Annotated in this window: 28 protein-coding genes; 16 read left to right on the forward strand and 12 right to left on the reverse strand. The window is 68.6% G+C overall.

Annotated features, from left to right (window positions below; all coding sequences use genetic code 11):
• Window positions 1-146 precede the first annotated feature (146 nt).
• The gene (locus tag AC0685_RS28700) at window positions 147-941 is read right to left on the reverse strand and encodes an enoyl-CoA hydratase/isomerase family protein (RefSeq protein WP_126736366.1); all 795 of its coding nucleotides are present in this window, start codon (window positions 939-941) and stop codon (window positions 147-149) included.
• A 195-nt stretch (window positions 942-1,136) separates the two neighbouring features.
• Here AC0685_RS28700 and AC0685_RS28705 point away from each other — a divergent pair, with 195 nt between their 5' ends.
• Window positions 1,137-1,304, forward strand: coding sequence for a DUF3117 domain-containing protein (locus AC0685_RS28705; protein WP_005155393.1), 168 nt, complete (start codon window positions 1,137-1,139; stop codon window positions 1,302-1,304).
• Window positions 1,305-1,394: 90 nt separating this feature from the next.
• Entirely contained in the window at window positions 1,395-2,858 is a 1,464-nt protein-coding gene (locus AC0685_RS28710; RefSeq protein WP_340684460.1) for a leucyl aminopeptidase family protein, read from the forward strand.
• A 7-nt stretch (window positions 2,859-2,865) separates the two neighbouring features.
• On the opposite strand, the gene AC0685_RS28715 is transcribed toward AC0685_RS28710, so the two are convergent.
• Together AC0685_RS28715 and AC0685_RS28720 are read right to left on the reverse strand one after the other, a co-directional pair.
• On the reverse strand, window positions 2,866-3,477 hold the full coding sequence (locus AC0685_RS28715) for a phosphatase PAP2 family protein (protein WP_478228371.1): 612 nt from the start codon (window positions 3,475-3,477) through the stop codon (window positions 2,866-2,868).
• Between the two features lie 69 nt (window positions 3,478-3,546).
• Window positions 3,547-4,431, reverse strand: coding sequence for a LysR family transcriptional regulator (locus AC0685_RS28720; RefSeq protein ID WP_478228465.1), 885 nt, complete (start codon window positions 4,429-4,431; stop codon window positions 3,547-3,549).
• A gap of 105 nt (window positions 4,432-4,536) precedes the next feature.
• Between AC0685_RS28720 and AC0685_RS28725 the strand changes: the two genes are divergently transcribed.
• Window positions 4,537-5,772 (forward strand): MFS transporter, encoded by a 1,236-nt coding sequence (locus tag AC0685_RS28725; RefSeq protein WP_478228466.1) that lies wholly within the window; start codon window positions 4,537-4,539, stop codon window positions 5,770-5,772.
• 23 nt (window positions 5,773-5,795) lie between these two features.
• Here the strand turns inward: AC0685_RS28725 and AC0685_RS28730 are convergent, their stop codons facing one another.
• Entirely contained in the window at window positions 5,796-6,446 is a 651-nt protein-coding gene (locus tag AC0685_RS28730) for an O-methyltransferase (protein WP_478228372.1), read from the reverse strand.
• A 178-nt stretch (window positions 6,447-6,624) separates the two neighbouring features.
• On the opposite strand from AC0685_RS28730, the gene sigE reads away from it, so the two are divergent.
• The 4 genes from sigE to tatB all read left to right on the forward strand — a co-directional run bounded on the left by sigE (window position 6,625) and on the right by tatB (window position 10,484).
• On the forward strand, window positions 6,625-7,245 hold the full coding sequence (gene sigE / locus AC0685_RS28735; protein ID WP_037332153.1) for an RNA polymerase sigma factor SigE: 621 nt from the start codon (window positions 6,625-6,627) through the stop codon (window positions 7,243-7,245).
• Window positions 7,242-7,919: an anti-sigma factor family protein gene (locus AC0685_RS28740; RefSeq protein WP_478228373.1), complete on the forward strand. Its 678-nt coding sequence runs from the start codon at window positions 7,242-7,244 to the stop codon at window positions 7,917-7,919. The genes sigE and AC0685_RS28740 overlap by 4 nt, the downstream gene beginning before the upstream one ends.
• A 539-nt stretch (window positions 7,920-8,458) precedes the next feature.
• The gene (locus AC0685_RS28745; protein WP_340684455.1) at window positions 8,459-10,000 is read left to right on the forward strand and encodes a S1C family serine protease; all 1,542 of its coding nucleotides are present in this window, start codon (window positions 8,459-8,461) and stop codon (window positions 9,998-10,000) included.
• A 55-nt stretch (window positions 10,001-10,055) separates the two neighbouring features.
• Window positions 10,056-10,484, forward strand: a complete 429-nt coding sequence (gene tatB / locus AC0685_RS28750) for a Sec-independent protein translocase protein TatB (RefSeq protein WP_478228374.1) — start codon at window positions 10,056-10,058, stop codon at window positions 10,482-10,484.
• Window positions 10,485-10,565: 81 nt separating this feature from the next.
• Here tatB and AC0685_RS28755 read toward each other — a convergent pair whose 3' ends face one another.
• From AC0685_RS28755 to AC0685_RS28770, 4 genes are all read right to left on the reverse strand, one after another.
• On the reverse strand, window positions 10,566-11,711 hold the full coding sequence (locus AC0685_RS28755; RefSeq protein WP_340684453.1) for an Mrp/NBP35 family ATP-binding protein: 1,146 nt from the start codon (window positions 11,709-11,711) through the stop codon (window positions 10,566-10,568).
• 157 nt (window positions 11,712-11,868) lie between these two features.
• Window positions 11,869-12,378, reverse strand: coding sequence for a DUF1003 domain-containing protein (locus tag AC0685_RS28760; protein ID WP_340684452.1), 510 nt, complete (start codon window positions 12,376-12,378; stop codon window positions 11,869-11,871).
• Window positions 12,371-13,669: a magnesium transporter MgtE N-terminal domain-containing protein gene (locus AC0685_RS28765; RefSeq protein ID WP_478228375.1), complete on the reverse strand. Its 1,299-nt coding sequence runs from the start codon at window positions 13,667-13,669 to the stop codon at window positions 12,371-12,373. Before AC0685_RS28765 ends, AC0685_RS28760 begins: the two co-directional genes overlap by 8 nt.
• Before the next feature lie 44 nt (window positions 13,670-13,713).
• Window positions 13,714-14,625 (reverse strand): aminoglycoside phosphotransferase family protein, encoded by a 912-nt coding sequence (locus AC0685_RS28770; RefSeq protein ID WP_478228376.1) that lies wholly within the window; start codon window positions 14,623-14,625, stop codon window positions 13,714-13,716.
• Window positions 14,626-14,713: 88 nt separating this feature from the next.
• On the opposite strand from AC0685_RS28770, the gene AC0685_RS28775 reads away from it, so the two are divergent.
• A complete protein-coding gene (locus tag AC0685_RS28775) occupies window positions 14,714-15,550 on the forward strand; it encodes a slipin family protein (protein ID WP_478228377.1) in 837 nt (278 codons plus the stop codon).
• A 216-nt stretch (window positions 15,551-15,766) separates the two neighbouring features.
• On the opposite strand, the gene AC0685_RS28780 is transcribed toward AC0685_RS28775, so the two are convergent.
• From AC0685_RS28780 to AC0685_RS28790, 3 genes are read right to left on the reverse strand one after another with little or no spacing between them, the layout of a single operon-like run.
• Window positions 15,767-16,408, reverse strand: coding sequence for a DUF4190 domain-containing protein (locus tag AC0685_RS28780; protein ID WP_478228378.1), 642 nt, complete (start codon window positions 16,406-16,408; stop codon window positions 15,767-15,769).
• Window positions 16,409-16,457: 49 nt separating this feature from the next.
• Window positions 16,458-16,811 (reverse strand): DUF4190 domain-containing protein, encoded by a 354-nt coding sequence (locus tag AC0685_RS28785; protein ID WP_478228379.1) that lies wholly within the window; start codon window positions 16,809-16,811, stop codon window positions 16,458-16,460.
• Between the two features lie 31 nt (window positions 16,812-16,842).
• Window positions 16,843-16,983 carry a hypothetical protein gene (locus AC0685_RS28790; RefSeq protein ID WP_478228380.1) on the reverse strand — a complete coding sequence of 47 codons (141 nt, stop codon included), beginning with the start codon at window positions 16,981-16,983 and terminating at the stop codon, window positions 16,843-16,845.
• A 243-nt stretch (window positions 16,984-17,226) separates the two neighbouring features.
• Here AC0685_RS28790 and AC0685_RS28795 point away from each other — a divergent pair, with 243 nt between their 5' ends.
• From AC0685_RS28795 to AC0685_RS28825, 7 genes are all read left to right on the forward strand, one after another.
• Window positions 17,227-18,423 carry an acyl-CoA dehydrogenase family protein gene (locus AC0685_RS28795; RefSeq protein WP_478228381.1) on the forward strand — a complete coding sequence of 399 codons (1,197 nt, stop codon included), beginning with the start codon at window positions 17,227-17,229 and terminating at the stop codon, window positions 18,421-18,423.
• A 60-nt stretch (window positions 18,424-18,483) separates the two neighbouring features.
• Window positions 18,484-18,996: a YflT domain-containing protein gene (locus tag AC0685_RS28800; protein WP_340684446.1), complete on the forward strand. Its 513-nt coding sequence runs from the start codon at window positions 18,484-18,486 to the stop codon at window positions 18,994-18,996.
• Between the two features lie 248 nt (window positions 18,997-19,244).
• Window positions 19,245-20,567, forward strand: a complete 1,323-nt coding sequence (locus AC0685_RS28805) for an ABC transporter substrate-binding protein (RefSeq protein WP_340684445.1) — start codon at window positions 19,245-19,247, stop codon at window positions 20,565-20,567.
• Window positions 20,564-21,514, forward strand: coding sequence for a carbohydrate ABC transporter permease (locus AC0685_RS28810; RefSeq protein ID WP_340684444.1), 951 nt, complete (start codon window positions 20,564-20,566; stop codon window positions 21,512-21,514). Before AC0685_RS28805 ends, AC0685_RS28810 begins: the two co-directional genes overlap by 4 nt.
• A complete protein-coding gene (locus AC0685_RS28815) occupies window positions 21,514-22,356 on the forward strand; it encodes a carbohydrate ABC transporter permease (protein ID WP_034313318.1) in 843 nt (280 codons plus the stop codon). Before AC0685_RS28810 ends, AC0685_RS28815 begins: the two co-directional genes overlap by 1 nt.
• Before the next feature lie 3 nt (window positions 22,357-22,359).
• On the forward strand, window positions 22,360-23,538 hold the full coding sequence (locus AC0685_RS28820; protein WP_478228382.1) for an ABC transporter ATP-binding protein: 1,179 nt from the start codon (window positions 22,360-22,362) through the stop codon (window positions 23,536-23,538).
• A 199-nt stretch (window positions 23,539-23,737) separates the two neighbouring features.
• Complete coding sequence (locus AC0685_RS28825) at window positions 23,738-24,499, forward strand: NPP1 family protein (protein WP_478228383.1); 762 nt, start codon at window positions 23,738-23,740, stop codon at window positions 24,497-24,499.
• 7 nt (window positions 24,500-24,506) lie between these two features.
• Here the strand turns inward: AC0685_RS28825 and AC0685_RS28830 are convergent, their stop codons facing one another.
• Complete coding sequence (locus AC0685_RS28830; RefSeq protein WP_034313416.1) at window positions 24,507-24,707, reverse strand: PspC domain-containing protein; 201 nt, start codon at window positions 24,705-24,707, stop codon at window positions 24,507-24,509.
• 199 nt (window positions 24,708-24,906) lie between these two features.
• Here AC0685_RS28830 and AC0685_RS28835 point away from each other — a divergent pair, with 199 nt between their 5' ends.
• Window positions 24,907-25,830 (forward strand): hypothetical protein, encoded by a 924-nt coding sequence (locus AC0685_RS28835; protein WP_478228384.1) that lies wholly within the window; start codon window positions 24,907-24,909, stop codon window positions 25,828-25,830.
• Window positions 25,831-25,879: the final 49 nt, after the last annotated feature.

Below are 25,879 nucleotides of genomic sequence, written 5' to 3' on the forward strand. Positions count from 1 at the left end.
TAGTTTTTTTTTCCTTGGGCTGACAGCCGTTTCGGCTGTGGTGCGGGTGACGGGGGGGTTGGAATCCCACGTGAAGGACTGTTTCCGGGCCCGGTCGTGAGTGGCGATTCGGGTGAAAACCCGAATCGCCACTCACGACCCAGCGGCTACTTGCCCTGGAAGTTCGGCTTGCGCTTGCCCACGAAGGCCTCGACGGCCTCGGTGTGGTCGGCGGTCGCGCCGAGCGCGGTCTGGGCCTCGTCCTCGGCCGCCAGCGCGGTTTCGAGGGACGACTCGGCGGCGACCGACAGGACGTTCTTGATTTTCGCGTACGCGACCGTCGGGCCGGCCGCGAGCTTCGCGGCGACCTTCTGCGCGCGGGCGGCCAGTTCCTCGTCCGGAACGACCTCGCTGACCAGGCCGAGTGTCAGCGCTTCAGCGGAGTCGACCGTGCGCGCCAGCAGCATCAGCTCGGCCGCGCGGCCGAGACCGATCAGCCGCTGCAGCGTCCACGACGCGCCCGAGTCCGGGCCGAGGCCGACGTTCGCGAACGCCATCAGGAAGTTCGCCGACGTCGCGGCGATCCGGAGGTCGCTCGCGTACGCGAAGGCCGCGCCCGCGCCGGCCGCGGGGCCGTTCACCGCCGCGATGACCGGCTTCGGCATCCCGACGATGGTCTTGACGATCGGGTTGTAGTGCTCCTTGACCGTGTGTAGCGGCGCGGGGTCACCCGCCTGCAGCAGGCCGACGTGCTCCTTCAGGTCCTGCCCGGCGCAGAACGCCTTGCCCGAGCCGGTCAGTACGACCGCGCGGACGCTGTCGTCGGCCGCGGCCTCGGTCAGGCCCGCCAGCAGCAGTTCCTTGAGTTCGACGGTCAGCGAGTTGTACGCCTGCGGCCGGTTCAGCGTGAAGGTGCGCACGCCATCGGCGTCGGCGGTCAGCAGAACGTCGGATGTGGTCACGGGATCTCCTAGTCGGCGAAACTGCGGTCGGAGACGAGTCTTTCAGCCTCGCGAGTCGCATACCAGCACCGATACGGCGGCAAAAGATCGGTCCGCGTTCGCGCTCGGCCGCTGATGAGGGACAATGGACAGTAGACCCGGCTGGCTTTGACGAGCGCGACCCGGGCGCGCCGGTTGAGACGGAGGGAGCACGCTATGGCGGCCATGAAGCCCCGGACCGGAGATGGTCCCCTCGAAGTGACTAAGGAGGGGCGGGGCCTCGTGATGCGCGTACCACTCGAAGGTGGTGGGCGCCTCGTCGTCGAACTCTCCGCGGAAGAAGCGAAGGATCTCGGCGCGGCCTTGCAGGAGGTCACCGGCTGAGCCGGACCGCACCAACGTTCAACCACCCGCACCCCGGTCTCCCCTCGGAGGCCGGGGTCGCGGTTCATCTGCGCCCGGAGGTCGCTCACTGTGCGTAACCCGCTACCCCCCGTTCCGGGGAAGCTGCTCGAACTCGAGGTCTCGGACGACCTAAGGCGCGGTACGCCGCTGGCCACGCTGGTCGCCGCGCCGTCCGAAGAGGACGGTGACGCCGGACTCGCGGAGATCGGCGGCGTGCGGCCCACCGGCAAGGCCGGTGACGTGCAGACCGTGCCGACCGGCGGTGTCCGCTGGCTGGCGGGTGTCGGCGACGGTGAGCCGAAGCAGTACCGCAAGGCCGGCGCCGCGCTGGTCCGCGCCGTCTCGTCGGCGCTGGAAGAAGACGTCAAGGCTGGGCAGAAGGCGTTCCGCGCCTTCGCCGTCGAGCTGCCCGAGGACGCGGGCGCCGAGCACGTCGAGGAACTCGCGTTCGGGCTGCTGCTCGGCGGTTACCGGTTCACGGTGACGGCCGAGGACCCCAAGCCGAGCCTGCGGACCGTGCGCTTGATCACACGTCACGAGCACGCCGTGGACGCCTTGGAGCGGGTCCGCGAACTCGCCGCGGCCGCCGCGTTCGCGCGCGACCTGGCGAACACGCCGTCGAACGTCAAAACCCCCGCTTGGCTCGCTGACACGGCCGCCCGGGCCGCCGGTGGCATCCCGAACCTGACCGTGACGGCGCGGGACGAGAAGTGGCTGGCCGAGCAGGGCTTCGGCGGCGTCCTCGCCGTCGGCGGCGGGTCGGCCGCGCCGCCGCGGCTGATCGAGCTGGAGTACCGGCCGCGCGGAGCGACGACGCATCTGCTGCTGGTCGGCAAGGGCATCACCTTCGACACCGGCGGTCTTTCGATCAAACCGGCCGATGGCATGCACCTCATGCGCACCGACATGGCGGGCGGCGCGGCGATCATCGCCGCGGTCCGTGCCATCGCGGCGCTGCGCCTGCCGGTCAAGGTGACCGGGCTGGTGCCCGCCGCCGAAAACCACGTGTCCGGTTCGTCGTACCGGCCCGGCGACATCGTCCGGCACTACGGCGGCAAGACCACCGAGGTGGGCAACACCGACGCCGAGGGCCGCATGGTCCTGGCCGACGCGCTCGTCTACGGCATCAAGAAGCACAAGCCGGACGCGGTGATCGACGCGGCGACCCTGACCGGCGCCATGAAGGTCTCGCTCGGCGTCCGCACCGGCGGCGTCTTCGCCACCGAAGACGCGCTCGCGGAGCGGGTCACGAAGGCGGGCGAGCGGGTCGGCGAGGCGTGGTGGCGGATGCCGCTGCTGGAGGATCTGGCCGAATCCGTGCAGGGCTCGCTCGGTGACGTCCGGCAGGCGCCGGGCGGTCCCGGCGGCATCGTCGCGGCGCTGTTCCTGCGGGAGTTCGTCGGCGACGTGCCGTGGGCGCATCTCGACATCGCCGGCCCCGCGCGGGCCGACAAGACCTACGCCGACGTCGTGCCCGGGGCCACCGGTTTCGCGGCGCGGACGCTGGTCGAACTGGTCGCTTCCTACGCCTGACCCGCGGTTACCTGCGGGGCGGGAGCAAGGGACCTTTGCTACCGCCCCGCAGGTCGACCTTGGGCATGGGCTGGGTCGGCGCGTCTCCGGCATGGGCGGTGAGCCGTCGGGCGATCCCGGTCGCCGGGCCCTTCAGGTACCGGAACACGAGCCACGCCGTGACCGACCCGAGGACGAGCCCGGCGAGCACGTCGTGCGGGTAATGCGCGCCGACGAACACCCGTGAGAAGCCCATCAGCAGGGCGCCCGGGAGCACCCACGGCGCGAGCCGGCGCCAAGCGAGTGCCAAGCCGACGGCGGCCGCCGCGGCGATCGTGGAGTGATTGCTCGGCAAGGACCAGTCGCCCGTCGGCGGGCATTCGACGAGTGTGACCAGGTGACGGCACGGCCGGTCCTCCTGGATCACGCTCTTCACCCCTTCGCTGATCAAGTACGCGATCGCGGTCGCGGCGGGCGGCAGCAGCGCCACGGCCAGCCGGACGGGTGAGGTGCGGGCCCGCCACAACAGCCAGGCGAAGAGCGCCGCGAAGGCGAGTAGTCCTGCCTCGGTGAACAGGATTCCCGTCGCCTGAAGCCAGCTCGGGCTCTCACCCGCCAACTCCACGATGTCGTCGTACATTCACCCGAAGTTAGCGAAAATGCTTCCCTGCCGGGGTGGACGAACGGCAGTGATCGACCCTGACGATCGTCACCAAGGCTGCGCGCGGACTCGCTCACGGAACCGCAGCACGGCGGGCGGCAGGACCACGTCGCGCCGCCAGGCCAGCCCGATGGTCCGCCCGACCGGCGGCACCAGCGGGACTTCGACGACCCCCGCGGGGCTGCCCGGCTCGAAACGGGGGAGCAGCGCGACGCCGAGCCCGGCCGCGACCAGCCCGCGGACTGTGTCGGATTCCTGTCCTTCGAAGGCGATCTTCGGCTCGAAGCCGGCCGCGGCGCACAGGTCGTCGGTGATGGTGCGGAGTCCGTACCCGGTTTCGAGGAGCACGAATTCCTCGTCCTTGAGGTCCTCGATGGCGGCGCTGGGCCGGTCGGCGAGGCGGTGCGACGTCGGAACGGACAGGAAGATCTCCTGCTCGGTGAGCACGGCGGCGTCGAGCAGCGGGTCGTCGACGGGTGCGGGCGCGAGCAGCGCGAGGTCGAGTTCTCCGCTGGTCAGCCTGTCGACCATGTCCTGACGTGACCCCTGGACCAGGGTGAACCGGACGCCCGGATGGTCCGCGCGATAGCCGCGGAGCAACGTGGGGACCAGCGACCTGCCGAGCAGGTGCAGGAAGCCGAGGACGACGTGCCCGGATTCGGGATCGACCTCTTCGCGGGCTTGGCGGACTCCGGCGTCGACGGCGGCGAGGGCACGTTCGGCGGCATCGGCCAGCAGCTCGGCGGCCCGGGTGAGCCGGATGCCGCGGCCGTCGGGGACCGTGAGAGGGGCGCCGAGGGCCTCGCCGAGCGCCGAGATCCGGCGGCTTACCGTGGGCTGGGGGACACCGAGCAGCTCGGCCGCGCGTGTGACGTTCGTCGTGCGGCGGAGTGCGGTGAGCAGCGCGAGCTGCGGGGCTAGCTGGGCGGTCATCCTTTCATTCAGCACGGTATCGATTGTGGCAGATGAGCGTATTAGACGTATCGTTTAGCCAGGCTTAGCTTCGGGACCGTGCCTGCCACCGGAACCACCCGCCGCGTGACGATCGCCGTCGCCGCGGCCGGGATCTCCTCGTTCGCGCTGCTCTACGCGCCGCAGCCGGTGCTGCCGCAGCTGGCCGATCAGTATCACCTCAATCCCGGTGGCGCTTCGCTCGCGGTGAGTGTCGCGACCGGTGCGCTCGCGATCGCCGTCCTGCCCATCGCGGCGCTCTCCGAGGTCGTGGGTCGGCGTCCGGTGATCATCGCTTCGGTGGTCGCGTCGGTCGTGTTCGGTTTCCTGCTGCCGCTGGCGCCCAGCTACCCGGCGCTGCTCGTGCTTCGGGCGCTGCAGGGGGTCGCGATCGCGGGGTTCCCCGGAGTGGCCGCCGCCTACCTCGCGGAACGGCTCGGCAAGGCCGGGCTCGCGGCGGCGGTGGGCGCGATGATCGCCGGGAACACCATCGGCGGCATGATCGGACGGCTCGCGGCCGGGTTCACCGCCGGACCGTTCGGCTACCACGGCGCGCTGCTCGTGGTCGCGGGGATCGGGCTGGTCTGCACGGTGGTCACGGTGCTGGCCCTGCCGCCGGGGGAGCAAGGGACCTTTGCTACCACTTTCGCGGATCGTCGCAGGTCAGAGCGGTTAGGTGAGCAGGGCAGGGCGGTATTGGCCGGGCTCGGCGCGGCGGTGCGGAAGCCGGTCCTGCTGGTCCAGTACGCGGTCGCGCTGCTGGCGATGGGCTCCTTCGTCGCGCTGTACAACGCAGCCGGATTCCGCCTGACCGGTGAGCCGCTGAACCTCTCGCCCGCGATCGCGTCGCTCGTCTTCCTCGCGTACGCGATGGGCTCGGTCTCGTCCGCGACGGCGGGCAAGCTCGTCGGCCGATTCGGCCGCCGCCGGTCGCTCGCGGGTGCCCTGCTGCTCACGATCGCGGGCGCCGCGCTGACGCTGTCCGACTCGCTGCCCATGGTCGTCGCCGGGTTCGTGGTGCTGACCGGCGCGTTCTTCGCCGCGCACGCCGTCGCCAACGGCTGGGCCGCCGCGGAGGCGCCCGAGAACGCCCGAGGCCAGGTAGGCGGGCTCTACACGCTTTCATACTACCTCGGCAGCAGTATCGGCGGCGCCGTCGGCGCGACCGTCTTCGGGCGCGCGGGCTGGACCTGGCTGATCGTGCTCACCGCCGCCTGGCTGGCCCTCGCCGCGGTGGCCGTGGTCGCGGTGATCCCCAAGTCCGTGAAGGCCTCCTTCCCTACTTTGAGGGTAGGCAAGGAGGCCTTCACGGAACGGGTCTGAAAAGTGGTAGCAAAGGTCCCTTGCTACGCAATCGCGGCGACCAGCAGCCCGCCGCCCACCGGCAACAGTGCCGGGACCAGCCGCTCGTCCTCACGGAAGGCCCGCGCGACCTCCCGCAGCGCGAGGGTGTCCGGATCACGTCGTGAGGGATCGGTCACCCTGGACCCCGAGACGTTGTGGAATGCCAGTATCCCGCCGGGCCGGAGCAGCGAGACGGCCTTCTCGTAGCAGCTCGGGTACTCGACCGGCGCCGAATCGACGAACACCAGGTCGTAGCCGCCGGGGGTGAGCCGGGGGAGGACGTCGAGCGCGCGCCCCATGATCAGGCGGGTCCGCCCCGGCGCGTAGCCGGCCTCGCGGAACGCCGTCCGCGCCGCCCGGTGGTACTCCGGCTCGATGTCGATCGAGGTGAGGATCCCGTCGTCGACCATGCCGCCGAGCAGGCACAACCCGCTCACCCCGGCCCCGGTCCCGACCTCGACGACAGCCTTCGCCCGCAGCGTCGTGGCGAGAAAACGCAGAGTCGCACCCGCGCCCGCGCTCAGCGGACCGCATCCCAGATCGGCCGACCGCGCCCGCGCGGCGGCCAGTACCTCGTCGTCGGGGACGTATCCGTCGACGAGGTCGGCGTCGGCGGCCTCGGCAGGCGAGCCCGCATGCGTCCCGGAATTCACACGCGGAGGTTAGCGCTGCCTATCGTCAAAAGAGCGAAGACTCCCTGGTACCGACTTCTCAGCCGCCTCTCAGTCCAGTCTCACTAGAAACATAAGCAGGCCGGACAGACTGGTCCTCGACAACGGGAACACCGTGCTCATCGCCCGCGTTGGGTGGAGTAGTTGGGAGAAGACGCTGATGGAGGTGCCTACTTCCCCGATGCAGGACACGATGCAGGACCAGCACGCGGACCAGGTCACGCCGGTGACGGTGGACGAGGCCGCATGGACGCCGCCCTCGTGGGACGAGGTCGTGCGTGAACACGCCGACCGCGTGTACCGGCTGGCGTACCGCCTGACCGGTAACGCCCATGACGCCGAGGACCTGACGCAGGAGACCTTCATCCGGGTCTTCCGCTCCCTCGCGTCCTACAAGCCCGGCACGTTCGAAGGCTGGCTGCACCGCATCACCACGAACCTCTTCCTCGACATGGCCCGCCGCCGCTCGCGCGTGCGGATGGAAGGCCTCCCCGAGGACACCGACCGCATCGTCGGCGACGACCCGAGCCCCGAGCAGGTCTACTCGGACACGCATCTCGACCCGGACCTGCAGGCCGCGCTCGACGAGTTGCCGCCCGAGTTCCGTGCCGCGGTCGTGCTGTGCGACGTCGAAGGCCTCTCGTACGAGGAGATCGGCGCCACCCTCGGTGTCAAGCTCGGCACCGTGCGCAGCCGGATCCACCGCGGCCGCCAGGCGCTTCGCGCTTCTTTGGAGCGCCGTCGCGCCGCGGCGCAGGAGTCTGCGAAGGTGGGGGTATGACCGCACCGCGAGGTTGGGGACTCCCCGAGTCGCATCTGCTTCCGGACGCCATCGTCGCCTTCGTCGACGGGGAGCTGTCCCTCGGCGCCCAGGACAGGGCCTCGGCGCATATCGCCCGCTGCCAGGCGTGCGCGGCCGAGGTGACCGCGCAGCGCCAGGCCGTCGCCGCCGTGAAGCAGGCGGGAGCCCCGTCGATGTCGGCGGGTTTCCTGGCCAGCCTGTGCTCCATCCCGCAGAACACCGAACTTCCCGGAACACCGGACAACCTGGCGATGACCGCCGACGGTCAGCTGGTGGCCATCCAGCGGCCCGACCGGGTCGCCGGCCTGCGCGACACCGGGGTTTTGGGCGGTACAGCGCCGTTGGGATCAACGGCGCCACTGGGCCAGTCGCCGAACGTCCTCGGCGGCGGGCGGTTCGGTCTCGCCCGGCGGAAGTACGCGCAGGGCGCCGGAGTCGTCGTTTCGGGCCTGGTCCTGAGCGCCCTGGCCCTCGTCGCGACCTCGGGTGACGGCACCGAAGACCAGCCGACCACCGGTTTCACCCCGCCGCAAGGCGTCAACGCCGGGCTGCTGCCCGCGCAGCTGGGCGGCGGCGCCCAGCCGGAACCGCCGCGCAGCACCACGCCGACCCCGAGCACGTCCAGCGTGCCCATGCCGGTGTCCGCCCGCTGATCTGCTTCGTCAGGGCGTGACGAAGCAGATGGTCGCGCTCTTGAACTTCGAAGTCCCTTGCTGATCTTCAGCGGCGGTGGTGTCGTAATCCCGATGTCGTCGAAACACAGTCCGACCTTGGCGTTGATCGCCAGGCGCAGGGCGACGCCCTCCCCGCGCAGCGGCGTCGGGACGGCGTACTCGTAGAAACCGTCCTTGCAGTTCCAGTCGCCCTTGTCGACCCCGGTGAGCTCACCGCGTACGGCGCTTGCGGTGAATCGCACGGCGTCGGGACCGCGTCAGCCTCCTCAGCGTGATGGCCACGACGAGCGAGGCGGCGAACAGGACCATTTGGACTTTGAAAGGAGAAGCCCTCCTTCTTGGGCGGCTGCTGAGACCATTGCTGGCGAGGGACAGGCGTGAGACATAGTTGCCTCAAGTGTCACATTTCTTGCCGGTTCGGGGAATCAACGCGCACTTCACCGTGGTCACGGCAGAATCCCGGGTAAGGCCTGGCGTACTCTCGCGTCCGGCCAACCTGATCTCAGCCCCGGGGAATGATGACCGAGCAGCCGAACGCGAATCCGCAGCAGCCTGGTGACCCGGCGGGGGATCGGCTGGCGCCGCGCCCGCTGGCCAGGCCCGCCGTCGATCCGGCGCAGGCGGCCACGTTCGGCAGGCCGCACGGTGTCGACGGTGCCTTCGACAAGCTGTACCAGCCGGGCGCCAACGGGCAGTCCGCGCCGGGGCTGAACCTCGCGCCCCCCACGCCGGAATCGCTGGCCGAGGCCTTCCGCCGCCCGCCGGGCGCCGAAGGTGTCGTGCTGGAGCGGCCGCACGGGACCAACGGCTCCGCACCGTCCGCGAACGGCGCCGAAGGCCCGCTCTGGACCACGACCTCGGATCCCTGGCGTGACCCGTCGTCCGGCGCGGTGCTCGCCGGGCCCGCCGTGCACCAGGACTCGGAAGAGGAGAAGGACGCGAAGCGCCCGCAGGGTGCGCTGCTGAGCCTTCCGGAGGTCCTTTTCGGGCGGCGTGTGCAGACGAAGGCGCTGGCGATGCTCGCCGCCGTCGCGTTGGTCATCGGCGCCGCCGGCGGGCTGATCGGCTGGTGGTTCGCCGACACCGGCACCGAACTGACCGGGCAGGCCAGCATCTCCGAAGCCGACGCGGCCAAGGAGCGTCCGGCGGGTTCGATCGCGGACATCGCCCACCGGGTGGCGCCCGCCGTGGTCTCGCTCGAAGTGTTCAAACCCGGCGCCGACGCGGGCCAGCAGGGCTCCGGCGTCGTCATCGACACCCAGGGCTACGTGCTCACGAACGAACACGTGATCTCCGCCGCGACGGCCGACGCGGCCACCAAGGTCACCGCCGTGTTCTTCGACGGCAGGCGCGTCGAGGCGAAGGTCGTCGGCGCCGACCCCAAAACCGACCTCGCCGTGGTCAAGGTCGACGTCAAGAACCTGACCGCGCTGCAGGTCGGGAAGTCTTCCGACCTCGCCGTCGGCGACTCGGTGATCGCCGTCGGTTCGCCGCTGGCGCTGCAGAACTCGGTCACCGCGGGCATCGTGAGCGCGCTCAACCGCCCGGTGACCGCCGGTGGCGACGGCGGCAGCGCGCCGGTGATCTACGAGGCCATCCAGACCGACGCCGCGATCAACCACGGAAACTCGGGCGGCGCGCTCGTCGACGCGACCGGTGCGCTGGTCGGCATCAACTCCGCGATCCGCTCTTCCAGCGCCGAAGGCGGCAGCATCGGCATCGGGTTCGCCATCCCCAGTGACTACGCGGTGAAAATCGCGAAAACACTGATCAAGGACGGCAAGGTCGTCCATCCCGACATCGGCATCAACGCTTCATCGACCGTCGCGGGCTCCAGCACCATGGGCGCACAGGTTCGCAACGTCGCCCCTGGCGGCCCCGCGGCCTCCGCCGGGATCAAAGAAGGCGACGTCATCACGGAAGTCGGCGGACGGCTCGTGCGCGACTCGGCGGAACTGCTCGTCGCGGTCCGCGCCCGCGAAGTCGGCGAAGTGGTCCCTGTCCGCCTTGTCCGGGATGGGTCTTCTCTTGTCGTGGACGTGAAACTGGCCTCGGACTAGCGAGTTCGGCCGGGTACCCTGAACGGGGAAGACGCCGAGGCGGAGGTTCACACGGGTGTTCGAGAGTGTCGGCTGGGGAGAGATCCTCATCATCGTCGTCGCGGGTCTTTTCATCCTCGGTCCGGAACGGCTGCCCGAAGCGGCGTCCTGGGTGGCGAAGAGCGTCCGCAAGGTCCGCGACTTCGCGACCGGGGCCAAGACGCAGCTGCGCGAGGAGATGGGCCCGGAGTTCGATCAGCTGCGCAAGCCGCTGGAGGACCTGAGGGGCCTGCGGAACTTCGACCCGAAGCGGGTCGTCACCCAGCACCTGTTCGACGGTGACTCGGATCCGCTGGGGCTCAACAACATCAACGGCACCAATGGTGCCAACGGGACGAACGGTGCCAACGGGGCTTCGAAGCCCAACGGCTACCCGGCGACGGCTTCGCAGCCCGAGCCGCTGAAGCCGGGGGAGCGCCCTCCGGTCGACCCGGACGCCACCTGACCCCACGCATTTAGTCCTCTGAATGCGGTCCTTGCGTGTGCAAGTACCGCATTCAGAGGACTAAATGCGTAAGAGGGGGAGTCAGCGGCCGGCGGGAGTGACGTTCAGCATCATCCCGGCCAGCCCGCGTGCCCGGACGGTCAGCTTCTTCGCCGCCTCCTTGAGCACGAGCGACGCCGGGGCGTCCGGCTCGGCCAGCACGATCGGCGTTCCGGCGTCGCCGTTGGAGACCACGCGCGGGTCCATCGGGACCTGCCCGAGCAGCGGCACGGTCGACCCGACCGACTTCGACAGCGAGTCGGCCACGGACTGCCCGCCGCCGGATCCGAAGATCTCCATCTTCTGCCCGTCGGGTGTCTCCAGCCACGACATGTTCTCGATGACCCCGGCCACGCGCTGCCGCGTCTGGAGCGCGATCGCGCCCGCGCGCTCGGCCACCTCGGCGGCCGCCTGCTGCGGAGTGGTGACGACCAGGATCTCCGCGTTCGGGATCAGCTGCGCCACCGAGATCGCGATGTCACCGGTGCCCGGCGGCAGATCCAGCAGCAGGATGTCGAGGTCGCCCCAGAACACGTCGGCGAGGAACTGCTGCAACGCGCGGTGCAGCATCGGCCCGCGCCACACCACGGGGGTGTTGCCCGGGGTGAACATGCCGATCGAGATGACCTTCACGCCGTGCGCCTGGGGCGGCATGATCATGGTGTCGACCTTGGTCGGCTTCTCTCGCGCTCCGAGCATCCGCGGCACCGAGTGCCCGTAGATGTCCGCGTCCACCACGCCGACGGAAAGCCCGCGTTCGGCCATCGCGGCCGCGAGGTTCACCGTCACCGAGGACTTGCCGACACCGCCCTTGCCGGACGCGACGCAGTAGACCCGCGTCAGCGAACCGGGCTGCGCGAACGGGATCACCGGCTCCGCGGCGTCGCCGCGCAGCGATTTTCGCAGCTCCGTGCGTTGCTCGTCGCTCATCACGTCGAGCTCGACCCGGACGTCGCTGACGCCGGGGAGCTTCTTGACGGCTTCGGTGGTGTCGTTGGTCAACGTCGCCTTCAGCGGGCAACCGGCGACCGTCAGGTAGATCCCGACGGTGACCACACCGTCCGAGCCGACCTCCACGTCCTTGACCATGCCGAGTTCGGTGATCGGTTTCTTGATCTCCGGGTCGTACACGGCCTTCAGCGCGGTGCGGACATCGTCGACGCTGGGGAGTTGCTGCGTACTGGTCACCCCACCATGTTACGTACCGGTAGGCGGAGCTGGACGGACCCGCCTGGCCGAAGGCCCCGGGATCACAGCGGCAGGGCGCCCTGGGGAGCAAAGAGTGACCTGTTCGGCCAGCGTGCGCCCTGGGATGGGATTGCGGTCGAGGGCTCATCCGCAAAAATCAAGTACCGGTAGGGGCGCGGTCGGGTTTGGCCTTGCGCGGCTTGGCGTCAAGATCCTCGCGGAGCCGGTCGAGTTCGCCCCGCAGGAAGTCCCGGGTGGCGACCTCGCCGAGCGCGATCCGCAGCGAAGCCAGCTCCCGCGCGAGGTATTCGGTGTCCGCCTTCGTCTGCGCGGCGCGATTGCGGTCTTCCTCCAGCGAGACGCGGTCGCGGTCGTCCTGCCGGTTCTGCGCCAGCAGGATCAGCGGCGCGGCGTACGCGGCCTGCGTCGAGAACGCCAGGTTCAGCAGGATGAACGGGTACGGGTCCCACCGCAGCGAGACCGCGACCAGGTTCAGCACGATCCAGACGATGACGATCAGCGTCTGCCAGAACAGGTACTTGCCGGTGCCGAGGAACCGCGCGACCCGTTCGGTGAGCCTGCCGAAGGTGTCCGGATCGATGTTCAGCCTGAACCGGCTCTGGCCGCGGGGCTGGTCGAGCCGCCGCCCGGACATCAGTTCAGGCACGTTCGGCCTCCTCGGTGGTCTCGCCGGTGATGTCGTGCAGGCCGGTCTCGCGCCAGTCCTCGGGGAGTAGATGGTCGAGCACGTCGTCGACGGTGACCGCGCCGAGCAGGTGGTCCTCGGCGTCCACCACCGGCCCGCAGGTGAGGTTGTAGGCGGCGAAGTAGCGGGTGACCTCGGACAAGGTGGCGTTCGGCCGCAGCGCGGGCAGCTGCGAGTCGACGGCGCTCGCCACCATCTCCGCGGGTGGTTCGCGCAGCAGACGCTGGAAGTGCACGACGCCGACGAAGCGCCCGGTCGGCGTCTCCGTCGGCGGACGGCAGACGAACACCATGCTCGCCAGCGCCACCGGGAGGTCCGCGTTGCGGATATGCGCGAGCGCCTCGGCGACCGTGGCGTCCGGCGTCAGCACCACCGGTTCGGGCGTCATCAACCCGCCCGCGGTGTCGGAGGAATACTCCAGCAGCCGCTTCACCGGCGCCGACTCCTCGGGTTCCATCAGCTCCAGGAACCGGTTCTGTTCGGCGGGCGCCAGCTCGGCCAGCAGGTCGGCGGCGTCGTCGGGGTCCATCGCTTCGAGGATGTCGGCTGCGCGTTCCTCGGCGAGGTAGGACAGCAGTTCCTTCTGGTCGTCTTCGGGAAGCTCCTCGATGACGTCAGCCAGGTGCTCGTCGTCCATCGCGTCGGCGACCTCGTGCCGTCGTTTGAGCGGCAGATCGCGGACCGTGGCGGCGACGTCGGCCGCGCGCATGGTGTCGAACAGCATAAGCAGCTGCGCTGCGCCCTGGGTCTGGCCGGTCAGGTCGGTGAGCCCGAGCCCGGACACCTCCGCCCACGGCAGCACCTGCATCGCCGAGCGCCGTCTGCCGAGGCCGAGCCTGCTCGACCGTTCCCGGATCGCGAGTTTCGCGAGCACCCAGTCCCGCGTCCGGGTCGGTTCCATGCCGGCGTCGACGACGGTGACCCGCGTTTCCGAGCCGGCGAGGGTGGCGTGCGCGTCGAACAGCTGCCCGACCACCAGCACCTCGTTGGGCCGTTGGTGGAACCGCCGCATGTTCACCGATCCGGTGGCGAGCGTGACCGCGCTGGGCTCGATCGAGGTCACGCGCAACATCGGCACGAACACGCGGCGCCTCGTCGTCAGCTCGACCACGATGCCCAGGATCCGCGGGGGTTGCTGGTCCAAGCGCAGGCCCGCCACCAGGTCCCGCACCTTGCCGATCGATTCACCATCGGGGCCGAAAACCGGCAAACCGGCCAGCTGAGCTGCGAATACCCTGTTCACGGCTGCCATGCCCGAAGGTTATCCGCTCCCGGGGCCCGAGACGATTCGTGTGATCACCGCAATGCCCAGGCGGCGATTCCGGGAACGGCGGCGTAGGCCGGGTCTTCGGCGAGGGTCTCGGGCGAGGCGCCCTCCGCGAGGTCTTCGTACAGCCAGATCCAGTTCTGCACCGCGCGGACCAGCGTCCACGCCCGCGCGCGTTCGGCGTCCACCCCAGCGGCCGCGGCGAACCACGCGAGCTTTTCGTCCATTGTGGACTCGTTCGCCCGGTTCCAGAGGATCGAGATCGCGCCGAACTCGAGATCACCCGAAAGCGGCTTCGGGTCGATCACCAGCCACGGTTCGCGTTCCCCGGCGAGGACGTTCTCGAAATGAAGGTCCTCGTTCACCATCAGCTCACCGGCCTCCGGTCCGAGGTTCACGCAGATTTCCACGGCGGCGTCGAGGTACTTGCGATCGAACGGTTCGCCCAGCTCGCTCCAGGTCTCCGGGAGTTCGGTGACCAGTTCCGCGGCTTCCTCGCGAAGGGATCGCTGCAGCGTTTCGGGAGCGGGGACGGCCAACCGTCGTGCCAGGGCGCCGACGGTCTCGACGGCCTCCCGGATCGGCTCCGTTTCGAGCGACCTGGTGGCGTCGAGCCGCTCCAGCAGCAGTACGCCGTCCTCAGGCACGTTGTCGTACATCAAAACCGCGCCCTGACCGGCCCAAGTGGACAGTGCGAGCGGTTCGTCATCGGATTCCTCGTGCGGCCAGCCGAGTTTGAGGATCGCGGGGGAGCCGTCCGCTCGGCGCACCGGCTGCGCGACGTCGACGAAGCCGTGCATGGCCTCGCCGTCGTATTCGAGCTGCCACTTGGCGGTGTACTTCTCGGCGAGGAACGGGAGGGAGTCGAGCCACTCGGCGGCTCCGGGGCCGAGTTCGGCGGCGCGGTCGAGGAACTTGGGCGGGATCTTGAAACCGGTCACGAACCCACCTTGGCAGGCTTGTCCACCGTGTTTCCCCCGTGACCCGCCGGGCGTACCGTGAACAGCGAGAACAACCCCGGGAGCAGCCATGGTGGTGGAGATTCTCAGTGCGGTCGCCGTCGCGGGCGGTGCGTGGCTCGCGGCCAGCCTTCGCGTGGTGAAACAGTACGAACGCGGTCTCGTGTTCCGGTTCGGGCGGGTGCGCCCGGCCATCCGGCAGCCGGGGCTCGCGCTGCTGGTGCCGATCGCGGACAGGCTGCAGAAGGTCAACATGCAGATCGTCACGATGCCGATCCCCGCACAGGACGGCATCACCCGCGACAACGTCACCGTGCGGGTCGACGCGGTCGTGTACTTCAAGGTGATCGACCCGGTGCTGGCCGCGGTCAACGTGCAGGACTACCGCTCGGCCGTCGGGCAGGTCGCGCAGACCTCGCTGCGGTCGATCATCGGCAAGAGCGACCTGGACGACCTGCTGTCGAACCGAGAACGGCTGAACGAGGGCCTGGAGCTGATGATCGACAGCCCGGCCTTGGACTGGGGCATCCACATCGACCGGGTCGAGATCAAGGATGTCGCGCTGCCGGAGTCGATGAAACGCTCGATGTCGCGTCAGGCCGAAGCCGAACGCGAAAGGCGGGCGCGGGTCATCTCGGCAGACGGGGAGTTGCAGGCATCGCACAAGCTTTCGCAGGCGGCCGCGACCATGGCCGACACTCCGGCGGCGTTGCAGCTGCGGCTGCTCGAGACCGTCGTGCAGGTCTCGGCGGAGAAGAACTCGACGCTGGTCTTGCCGTTCCCGGTGGAGCTGCTGCGTTTCCTCGACGCGAACACGCCGCAGCGGGGAGCGCCGGAAGAACCGGAGGCCAACGGTCAGGTGGCGCCGGCGCCCAGGGAACCGGGTGATGTCGGTCAAGCCTCGTGAGTGGTAAGGACGGTTCTAACCGTCCTTACCACTCACGAGACGTGCCCCACCAGGCCACCGCCGCCTTCACGCGCCGCCACTGAGACTGCTGGGCTGGTGGTGTTGCTGAGGCTGCGGATGGCGATCGCGTAGTCCGTGAAGGCCTCCTTCCCTACCTTCAAGGTAGGGAAGGAGGCCTTCACGGACCTGCGACCAACTGCCGCCACATTCCCGCTGCTAATCGAGTTGGCCGTTCACGCCCAGGATGATCATCGTGCCGCCGAAACCGACGTACAGGGCGATCACGACGTAGGCGATGATCACCGCCGCGAGCGCCATGCCACGCCCGCCCGCTTCACCGCGGTTCGCCTTCGCCAATCCGATGTGCCCCAGGATCAGCCCGACGATCACCGTCACACAGGAGCAGATCCCGATGAGCGAGCACACCAGCCCGGCGATCGCCATCCCGTTGTCCTGCGATCGCGGGGGAGCCACCGCCGCGTACGGGTTGTACGGCTGGGGCGGCGGGTACGCGGCGGGCAACGGCACGGGCGTGTACACCGGCGGCTCCGGAGTCGCGTAGGGCGGCGGCACGGGCTCGGCGGTCAGCGGGTCGATGGCCTGCCCGTACGTCTCGACCGGAACCGGAACGGAAGCCGGGTCGGGAGGGGGTACAGGGTCCGGCGCTGAGGCCGAAGGCGGCTCGAACGGAGTGGGTGGCTCGAACGGCGGAGGCGGCGTGAAGGGCGCCGGCGGCTGGAACTGCTGCGGTTCCGCCGGGCCCGACACGGTTTCGGGCGCCGAAGTCGGGTCCGAGAAGGTGTTCGAGTCGGTGTAGGACGACGTCGACGGTGTGTCCTGCGAGTCGGAACTGCTCATCCGGTTGGCCCCCTGGTTCGTGCGGGACACCACCGTATCCGGGGACGGGTCACGAGACGCTCGCGGCTCCGATCGCGAGCACGACGAAAACGAACCACAGGATGACCGGGATCAACCACAGCGCGGTGACGACGTACCCGATGATCATGCCCGCCTGGGCCATGCCCTGGCCGCCCGCTTCGCCGCGTTTGGCCTTCGAGAGCGCGATGTGCCCGAAGATGATCCCCAAGATCGCCGGGAAACACATGACCAGCCCGATCAGCGAGCACACCAGCGACGCCACCGCCATGCCCTGGTCCGGCGGCCGCACGTAGGTCTGCTGGACGTAGTACTGCTGCGGCGGCGGTTGATACGGCTGGAGACCGTAGGGCTGCCGGCCGTACGGGTCATGCGGATTCGTCATGCCGGTCCCCTCGTAGACGAGGACCGTATCGCTACCGGAAAGCCCCGTGTTTCGCGGCGATGTTCAGCGCGACGACGAACGCGGCGAGCGCCATGCCCTGGCCGCCGACCTCACCACGCCGGGCCTTCGCTAAGGCGACGTGACCCAAGACGACCCCTGGGATCACGGACACCAGTCCGATCAGCCCGAAGAGTGAAAGATATCAGGGCGGCGGTCGCCAGGCCGGAGTCTTGCCCCGCGCTGGAGGCTGGGTTGGAAAGGCGTACTGCTGGTGCGGCGGGAATCCGCCAAAGGTCTGCCATGGTCACGGATGGCGTAGGCGTGACTGCGCTCATAGCGGGGTCTCTCCGCAGGCGTCATACTCACCGGTAACCCAGCGCCGGGAGCCCGGCGCGCGCGAATTTAGGGAGCAGCGATGGCTCGCCTCGCCCAGACCGCCGGCTTGACCGACGTGCAGTCCGAAATCCTGGCCACGGTCCGCCAGTTCGTGGACAAGGAGGTCATCCCGCGCGCGCAGGAGCTCGAGCATTCCGACACCTATCCCGCCGACATCGTCGAGGGGATGAAGGAGATGGGCCTGTTCGGGCTCACCATCCCGGAGGAGTACGGCGGCCTCGGCGAATCGCTGCTGACCTACGCCCTCGTGGTCGAGGAGATCGCGCGTGGCTGGATGAGCGTCTCCGGTGTCATCAACACGCACTTCATCGTCGCGCACATGATCAAGCAACACGGGACGCCGGAGCAGAAGCAGCACTTCCTGCCGCGGATGGCGACCGGCGAGGTCCGCGGCTCGTTCTCGATGTCCGAGCCGGACCTCGGCTCCGACGTCGCCGCGATCAAGACCCGCGCCCGCCGGACCGACGACGGCTACGTCATCGACGGTTCGAAGATGTGGCTGACCAACGGCGGCAGCTCCAACCTGATCGCGCTGCTCGTCAAGACCGACGAAGGTGCCGAGAAGGCCCACCAGAACCTGACCACTTTCCTGGTCGAGAAGCCCGAGGGCTTCGGCGAGGTCGCGCCCGGCCTCACCATCCCCGGCAAGATCGACAAGATGGGCTACAAGGGCGTCGACACCACCGAAGCCGTGTTCGACGGCTACAAGATCGGTGCCGACAAGGTCCTCGGCGAAGCGCCGGGCAAGGGCTTCGCGTACATGATGGACGGTGTCGAGGTCGGCCGCGTCAACGTCGCCGCCCGCGCCTGCGGGATCGCGATCCGCGCGTTCGAGCTCGCCGTCGAGTACGCCCAGCAGCGCAAGACCTTCGGCAAGGCCATCGCCGAGCACCAGGCGGTCGCGTTCAAACTCGCCGAGATGGCCACCAAGGTCGAGGCCGCGCACCTGATGATGGTCAACGCCGCCCGCCTCAAGGACTCCGGTGAGCGCAACGACGTCGAGGCCGGCATGGCGAAGCTGATCGCGAGCGAGTACTGCGCCGAGGTCACCCAGGACTCCTTCCGCATCCACGGCGGCTACGGCTACTCCAAGGAATACGAGATCGAACGCCTCATGCGCGAGGCGCCGTTCCTGCTCATCGGCGAAGGCACCAGCGAGATCCAGAAGACCATCATCAGCCGTGGCCTGCTCCGCGAATACAAGTCCCGCTCCTGAACGTTCGCACCTTTCGCCCGTCCTTGAGAAGATGGACCAGGATGGGCGAGAGGTGATTACGTGAGTGCTCCCTTTGGCGGAAGCGGCCGGGCCGCGGGTGGGCTGCCCAGGCTGCCGACACCGCCTACCGGCTGGCCGATCGGTTCCTACGCGACGTACGGCGAAGCCCAGCAAGCCGTCGGTTTCCTCGCGGAGAAGGAGTTCGGGGTCTCCGACGTGACCATCGTCGGCGTCGACCTGATGCTCGTCGAGCGCGTCGTCGGACGGCTGAGCTGGGGCCGGGTGCTCGGCACGGGCGCGGTGTCCGGCGCGTGGTTCGGCCTGATCATCGGGTTGCTGCTGGGCATGTTCAACAACCAGGGTTTCGCCTGGCAGCCCATGATCGGCGGGCTCGTGCTCGGCATCCTGGCGTGGACGGTCTTCGCGGCGATCAGCTACGGCATGTCCCGTCGCGACTTCTCCTCCGCGAGCCAGCTGGTCGCCGGCCGCTACGACGTGCTCTGCCAGCCGCGTTCGGCCGAACAGGGGCGCGAGCTCCTCGCCCAGCTGGCGTTGGGCGGCCGTCCAACTTGATGACTCCGAGTCCAGACCACTGACATTCGGCGGTACTTGTTCACCTGTTCGTCGTGCGGTCCGCTGAATCGTTACCGATACTGCTTGCGGGCGGTGATCGCCCGGAATAGGTTGCACAACACCAGTCGGGCGGTCGCGTACTCCAGCGTGTCCGCCCGAGCACTAGCACGTCGGGGTGCTGGCGCGCGGGCTTCTTCAACGCGTCCTAGTGCCGCCGCTCCCCAGGCGTGCGCGGGTGAGGAGGCCTCATGGGGAAGAGGATGAGCGCGAGCCGGAGGGGCCGCTCACCAGGCCGCACCGGCTCGCTACTCGGCGCGGCGGCGCTGACGGCCGGCTTGCTGGCGGGTTGCGGTTCGGATGCCGGGCTGAAGATCAACGTCTACTACGCGCCCGAAGACAATTTCCAGTCCGTTGTGGACGATTGCACGAAGGCCTCGGGCGGGCGGTACGAGGTCGTGTACAACAAGCTCCCGCGCCCGGCCGACGGCCAGCGGGAACAGATGGTGCGACGGCTGGCCGCCGGGGACGATTCGCTCGACGTACTGGGGCTGGACGTCACCTGGGTCTCGGAGTTCGCCGAGGCGGGCTGGATCGACGAATGGACCGGTGAAGCCAAGGCCGAGGCGACCGCGGGTGTCCTGCCGGGTCCCCTCGAAACCGCCACGTGGAACGGAAAGCTCTACGCGGCGACCAAGAACACCAACGTCCAGTTGCTCTGGTACGACGACCGGCTGACCCCGACGCCGCCGAAGACCTGGGACGAGATGATCCAGCAGGCCCAGGCGCTCAAGGCGCAGGGCAAGCCGGCGAACGTCGTGTTCACCGGCGCGCAGTACGAAGGCCTGGTCGTCATCTACAACACGCTCGTCGAGTCGGCGGGCGGCAAGATCCTCTCCGACGACGGCAAGTCGGTCGTGATGGACGAGGGCGCGATCAAGGCGCTGGAGATGCTCAAGAAGGTCACCACGGCCGGGATCACCGACCCGTCGCTGACCAACTCCAAGGAGGACGAGGTCCGCCAGGCCTTCCAGCGCGGGAACGCCGCCTTCGAGTTGAACTGGCCGTTCGTCTACGCCTCCTACGCCAAGGAGAAGAAGGACGAGCTGAAGCACTTCAAGTGGACCACCTATCCGGAGTTCGAAGCGGGCAAGCCCGCCAAGACCACGATCGGTGGCTACAACCTGGCGGTCAGCTCGACCTCGAAGCACAAGGCCGAGGCCTACGAGGTCGCGTTGTGCCTGCGCAGCGCGAAGAACCAGAAGTTCTCCGCGCTCAAGGACGGTGTCCCGCCGACGATCGAATCGCTCTACACGGACACGCTGCCACTCGACGCGACGGCGCCGCAGAGTGACGACAACCCGAGTATGGACACGAAGTACCCGATGCGGGAAACGATCCTGGAGGCCCTCAAGGACGCCGCGGTGCGGCCGCTGACCCCGGCCTACCAGAACGCCTCGACGGTGTTGTCGAAGGTGCTTTCCCCGCCGTCCGAGATCGATCCGCGGAAGACGGCGGAGAAACTCAAGGAAGAACTCGCCGACGCGCTCCAGTCGAAGGGAGTGATCCCGTGACCGTGCAGGAAACCGCCGGTACGGCGACCGGGAGCAAGCCGGGCAAGAAGGCCAAACCCGTTCTCAGTGAAGGAAAGAAGGCCGAACGCAGGCTCGGGCTGTGGCTGTGCGCCCCGGCGGCGATCGTGATGATCGCGGTCACCGGGTACCCGATCATCTACTCGATCTGGCTCTCCCTGCAGCGCTACGACCTAAGGTTCCCGGCGCAGCAGGAGTTCGTCGGCCTCGACAACTACATCGCGGTGCTGTCCAACGGCTACTGGTGGACGGCGTTCGGGACGACGATGGGGTTGACCATCGTTTCGGTGGTGATCGAGTTCGTCCTCGGCATGGGCTTGGCGCTGATCATGCACCGGACGCTCGTCGGACGGGGCCTCGTGCGGACGGTCGCCCTGATCCCGTACGGCATCGTGACGGTGGTCGCGGCGTTCTCCTGGTACTACGCCTGGACACCGGACACGGGCTACCTGGCCAACCTGTTCTTCCCGGACAGCGCGCCGCTGACCGAGTACTGGCCATCGCTGGCGATCATCGTGCTGGCCGAGGTGTGGAAGACGACGCCGTTCATGGCGCTGCTGCTGATGGCGGGCCTGGCGCTGGTGCCGGACGATCTGCTGAAGGCCGCGGCGATGGACGGCGCGACGGCGTGGCAGCGGTTCACGAAGGTGATGCTGCCGGTGATGAAGCCCGCGATCCTGGTGGCGCTGCTGTTCCGCACCCTGGACGCGTTCCGCATCTTCGACAACATCTTCGTGCTCACCAACGGCGCGCAGGACACGTCTTCGGTGTCGATGCAGACCTACAACAACCTGGTCAAGGGCCTGAACCTGGGGATCGGGTCGACGATGGCGGTGCTGATCTTCCTCACGGTGGCGATCATCGCGTTCATCTTCATCAAGGTGTTCGGCACGGCCGCACCCGGCAGTGACAATGGGGGTAAGCGCTGATGGCGATCGGTGGAGCGGTCACTCCCGGCCGCAAGTTCAAGTGGGGCCTCGTCGACATCCTGGTCCTGGTGTTCGCGCTGTTCCCGGTGCTGTGGGTGGTCTCGCTTTCGTTCAAGACCAAGGAGACCTTGGACGACGGGAATTTCATCCCGTCGGAATGGACGTGGCAGAACTACGCGGACATCTTCGAGACCACGGAGTTCATCAGGGCACTGGTGAACTCGATCGGGATCGCGATCATCGCGACGGTGATCGCGGTCGTCCTCGGCACGATGGCGGCGTACGCGATCGCGCGGCTGGACTTCCCCGGCAAGCAGGTGCTGGTCGGGATGTCGCTGCTGATCGCGATGTTCCCACAGGTGTCGCTGGTGACGCCGCTGTTCAACATCGAACGTGAGCTGGGCCTGTTCGACACCTGGCCGGGGCTGATCCTGCCCTACATCACGTTCGCGCTGCCGCTGTCGATCTACACGCTGTCCGCGTTCTTCCGGGAAATCCCGTGGGAGCTGGAAAAGGCGGCGAAGATGGACGGCGCGACCCCGGCGCAGGCGTTCCGGAAGGTGATCGCGCCACTGGCGGCACCGGGGGTGTTCACCACCGCGATCCTGGTGTTCATCTTCTGCTGGAACGACTTCCTGTTCGCGATCTCGCTGACCTCGACCGAGGCCTCGCGCACGGTCCCGGCGGCGCTGTCGTTCTTCACGGGGTCCTCGCAGTTCGAAGACCCCACCGGGACGATCTCCGCGGCCGCCGTGGTGATCACCGTCCCGATCATCCTGTTCGTGTTGTTCTTCCAGCGTCGCATCGTGGCGGGGCTGACGTCCGGTGCGGTGAAGGGCTGACCCATGGCTGAAATCGTTCTCGAAAAAGTGTCCAAGAAGTACCCCGACGGCGCCCTCGCGGTGTCCGAAGTGGACATCACGATCGCCGACGGTGAGTTCATCATCCTGGTCGGCCCGTCCGGCTGCGGGAAGTCCACGACGCTGAACATGGTCGCGGGGCTGGAGGACATCTCCTCCGGCGAACTGCGCATCGACGGCCGGCGCGTCAACGAGAAGGCGCCCAAGGACCGCGACATCGCGATGGTGTTCCAGTCCTACGCGCTGTACCCGCACATGAGCGTGCGGGAGAACATGGCGTTCCCGTTGCGGCTGGCCAAGGTCGACGACCGGACGGTACGGGCCAAGGTCGAGGAGGCGGCGCAGATCCTCGATCTGACCGGGCACCTGGACCGCAAACCGGCGAACCTCTCCGGTGGTCAGCGCCAGCGCGTCGCGATGGGGCGGGCGATCGTCCGCAATCCCAAGGCGTTCCTGATGGACGAGCCACTGTCCAATCTGGACGCGAAGCTCCGCGGCCAGATGCGGACGTCGGTGTCGAAGATCCAGAAACAGCTGGGCACGACGACGCTCTACGTCACGCACGACCAGACCGAGGCCATGACCCTCGGCGACCGGGTCGTCGTGCTCCGGGCCGGCTACGTGCAGCAGATCGGGTCGCCGCAGTTCCTCTACGACAACCCGGCGAACCTGTTCGTGGCCGGGTTCATCGGCAGCCCGTCGATGAACTTCGTGCCCGCGACGCTGGAGAACGGGACGGCCCGCAGCGCGCTGGGCGACATCCCGCTCACCGACCGGGTGCGGCAGCTGGTCGAAGCGGCCAACGCGCCGCGTGAGGTCATCGTCGGCATCCGGCCGGAGCACTTCGAGGACGCCGCGCTGGTGGACGCCGCCGCCCGCCAGGGCGCGACGTTCACCGCCCACGTCGACGTCCTCGAGTCGATGGGTTCCGAGAAGTTCGCGCACTTCTCGGTCGAGGGTGAGGCCGCGTCGTCGTCCGACCTCGCGGATCTCGCCGCCGACAGCGGTTCTTCGGACGTACCCGGCTCCGAGTCGCAGATCGTGGCCCGCCTTTCGGCGGCCTCGTCGGCGGCGGAGAACCAGAACGTCGAGCTGTGGTTCGACGCGGACAAGATCAAGCTGTTCGACGGGGCCAGCGGCAAGAACCTGACCTACGCCGACTAGCTCCCTCCTGTGGCGCGTGAAGGCCCCCTTCCCTCGGCTCAGCCGAGGGAAGGGGGCCTTCACGCGAGTTACGCCTTCAGTCACGTGTGTGCGTTGTCCACTTCGGACATCGTGAATTCCCCACCTTCGGCGGTGTACGCCTCACAGGGCGATCGGGGATCCTCAGCCCCGCAACGGTACCTAGAGAAGGGCGCCTGCCTTGCCGAAGAAGCTGACACGCCGTCTCCTGCAGGGCCTGGCCGGCGCGGTCCTCATCACCGCGCTCGCCCCCGCCGTCGCCTGGGCCGAACCACCACAGGCCTTGCCGGCGAACGCGACCGAAGCCGACCGCAAGTGGCAGCCCGCGTTCGACTACGACACCGACGGCTGCTACCCGACGCCCGCGATCTCACCGACCGGCGCGATCGCCACCGGTCTCAAGAATTCCGGAGCCCTCAACGGTCAGTGCCGCGACCGGTCGGACCTCGACAACACCAACTCCTACGCGCGGTCGAAGTGCAACAACGGCTGGTGCGCCCACCTCTACGACCTCTACTTCGAAAAGGACCAGGCCGTCCCGGGCATCGACTGCTGCGGGCACCGGCACGACATCGAACACGTCGTCGTCTGGGTCAACGAGGGTCAGGCCCGGTACGTCTCGACGTCAGCGCACGGCAACTACTCCACTCACGACCGCTCCAAGGTCTCCTGGGAGGGGACCCACCCGAAGATCGTCTATCACAAGGACGGCGCGAGCACCCACTGCTTCCGCATCGCGAGCGCGACCGAACCGCCGGAGAACCACTACAACGCCTGGCAGTACCCGGACCTCGTCAGCTGGGACGGGTTCCCGCCCGGTATCCGGGACACGCTCGTCCGCGCCGATTTCGGCAGCGCGAGCCTGGCGATCAAGGACGGCGCCTTCGAACACAATTTGGGGAAGGCCAAACCGGCGGGCATCCCCTTCGATCCCAACGGCTGAGGCCGGCTCAGTACTCGCTCTCGGGCAGGGCGAGCCACAGCACGAGATAGACGATGAACTGCGGGCCGGGCAGCAGGCAGGACAGCACGGCGAGCAGACGGACCTTGCCCGGCGTGGTGCCGAAGCGTTTGGCGAGACCGGCGCAGACGCCGCCGATCATGCGGCCCTGGCGCGGTCGGGTCAGGCGGGCGGCTACGGGGTTCGTCACGGTACTTCCCTCTCGGTCGTCACGGTGTGTGAAACCCATTCTCGTCTCGTGACGGCCCTGCCGCATCCCACCGCGGAACGAAACGCACCCTTAAGGGCGTGAAATCGCGGTAAGGCGGTCACCTGGGAAAACGTGGCGGCTCCTGTGTTCTTCGCCCGTAGGGGCTGGTGTTCCGCGATCTTTTGACGATACTGCTCCGGTGCCCTCGAAGAGACTCAGCGCAGTACTCTGCGGCCTGTTCCTCGCCGCGGCCTGTTCCACCCCGGAACCGGCGGTGGTGCCGTCGACCACGGCGGGTGGGGAGGCCCTGACCGCTTCCGAGGCGCTCGGGGAATACTCGTCGCTCGATTACTGCAGCCTTGTCGACCAGCGGAAAGTGATCGGCGGCGGAAACGCGGTCAAACCGCCGTTGACGTCTTTCGAGTTCTGCCGCCTCGAATTCGTCGAGGGCGCCAATCGCTACACCGTGACCACCGGCCCGATCACTTCCGGGCAGGATCCGAACAATCAGCCGTACGAATACGCCGGCCCGCTGCCGGAAGGCGTCAGCGTCCAGCGGTCGACGTTCAACGAAGACACCGCATGCACCCGGCTGCTCACCTTCGCCGACGGGATCAGGCTGTCCATCACGGTGACCTCCGACGACACGGCGCCCGCCGATCAGGCCGGCCGCTGCCGGATCGCCGACGCGACGGTCGACGGCGCGGCCGGCGTGATCGGCGCGCGCAAGGTCGGGCGGCTGAACCTCGACCAGCGTTCGTGGGGCCGGGTCGCCCCGTGCGCGCCGCTCGACCAGCATGAGCTCGACGCCGCCGCCGGTCCGGAGACCAAACCGGCCCCGGCGTTGTCCGGGCACAGCTGCATCCGCGGCAAGGTCAGCTTCTCGCTGTCGGTGGGCGCGGACACCACGCCGGGCGCGACGGAGGCGCTGGGCGGCCGGCAGGTCCAGGTCACGACGTCCGGCGCGTTCTGCCAGGTGACCACGCACCGGCCGATCCCCGGCACCCCGGACCGGGTCGAGCAGGCGATGCTCTCGGTGGTGGGCGTCGACGGGGCGCCGGAGGACGCCACCTGCGCGGCGGCGCGAGAGGTCGCCGTCGCGGTGTTCCCGAAGCTCCCTTGACGCATTCAGAGGACTAAATGCGGTAGTTGCACGCGCAAGGACCGCATTC

It is taken from the genome of Amycolatopsis sp. NPDC043889 (assembly GCF_056435645.1).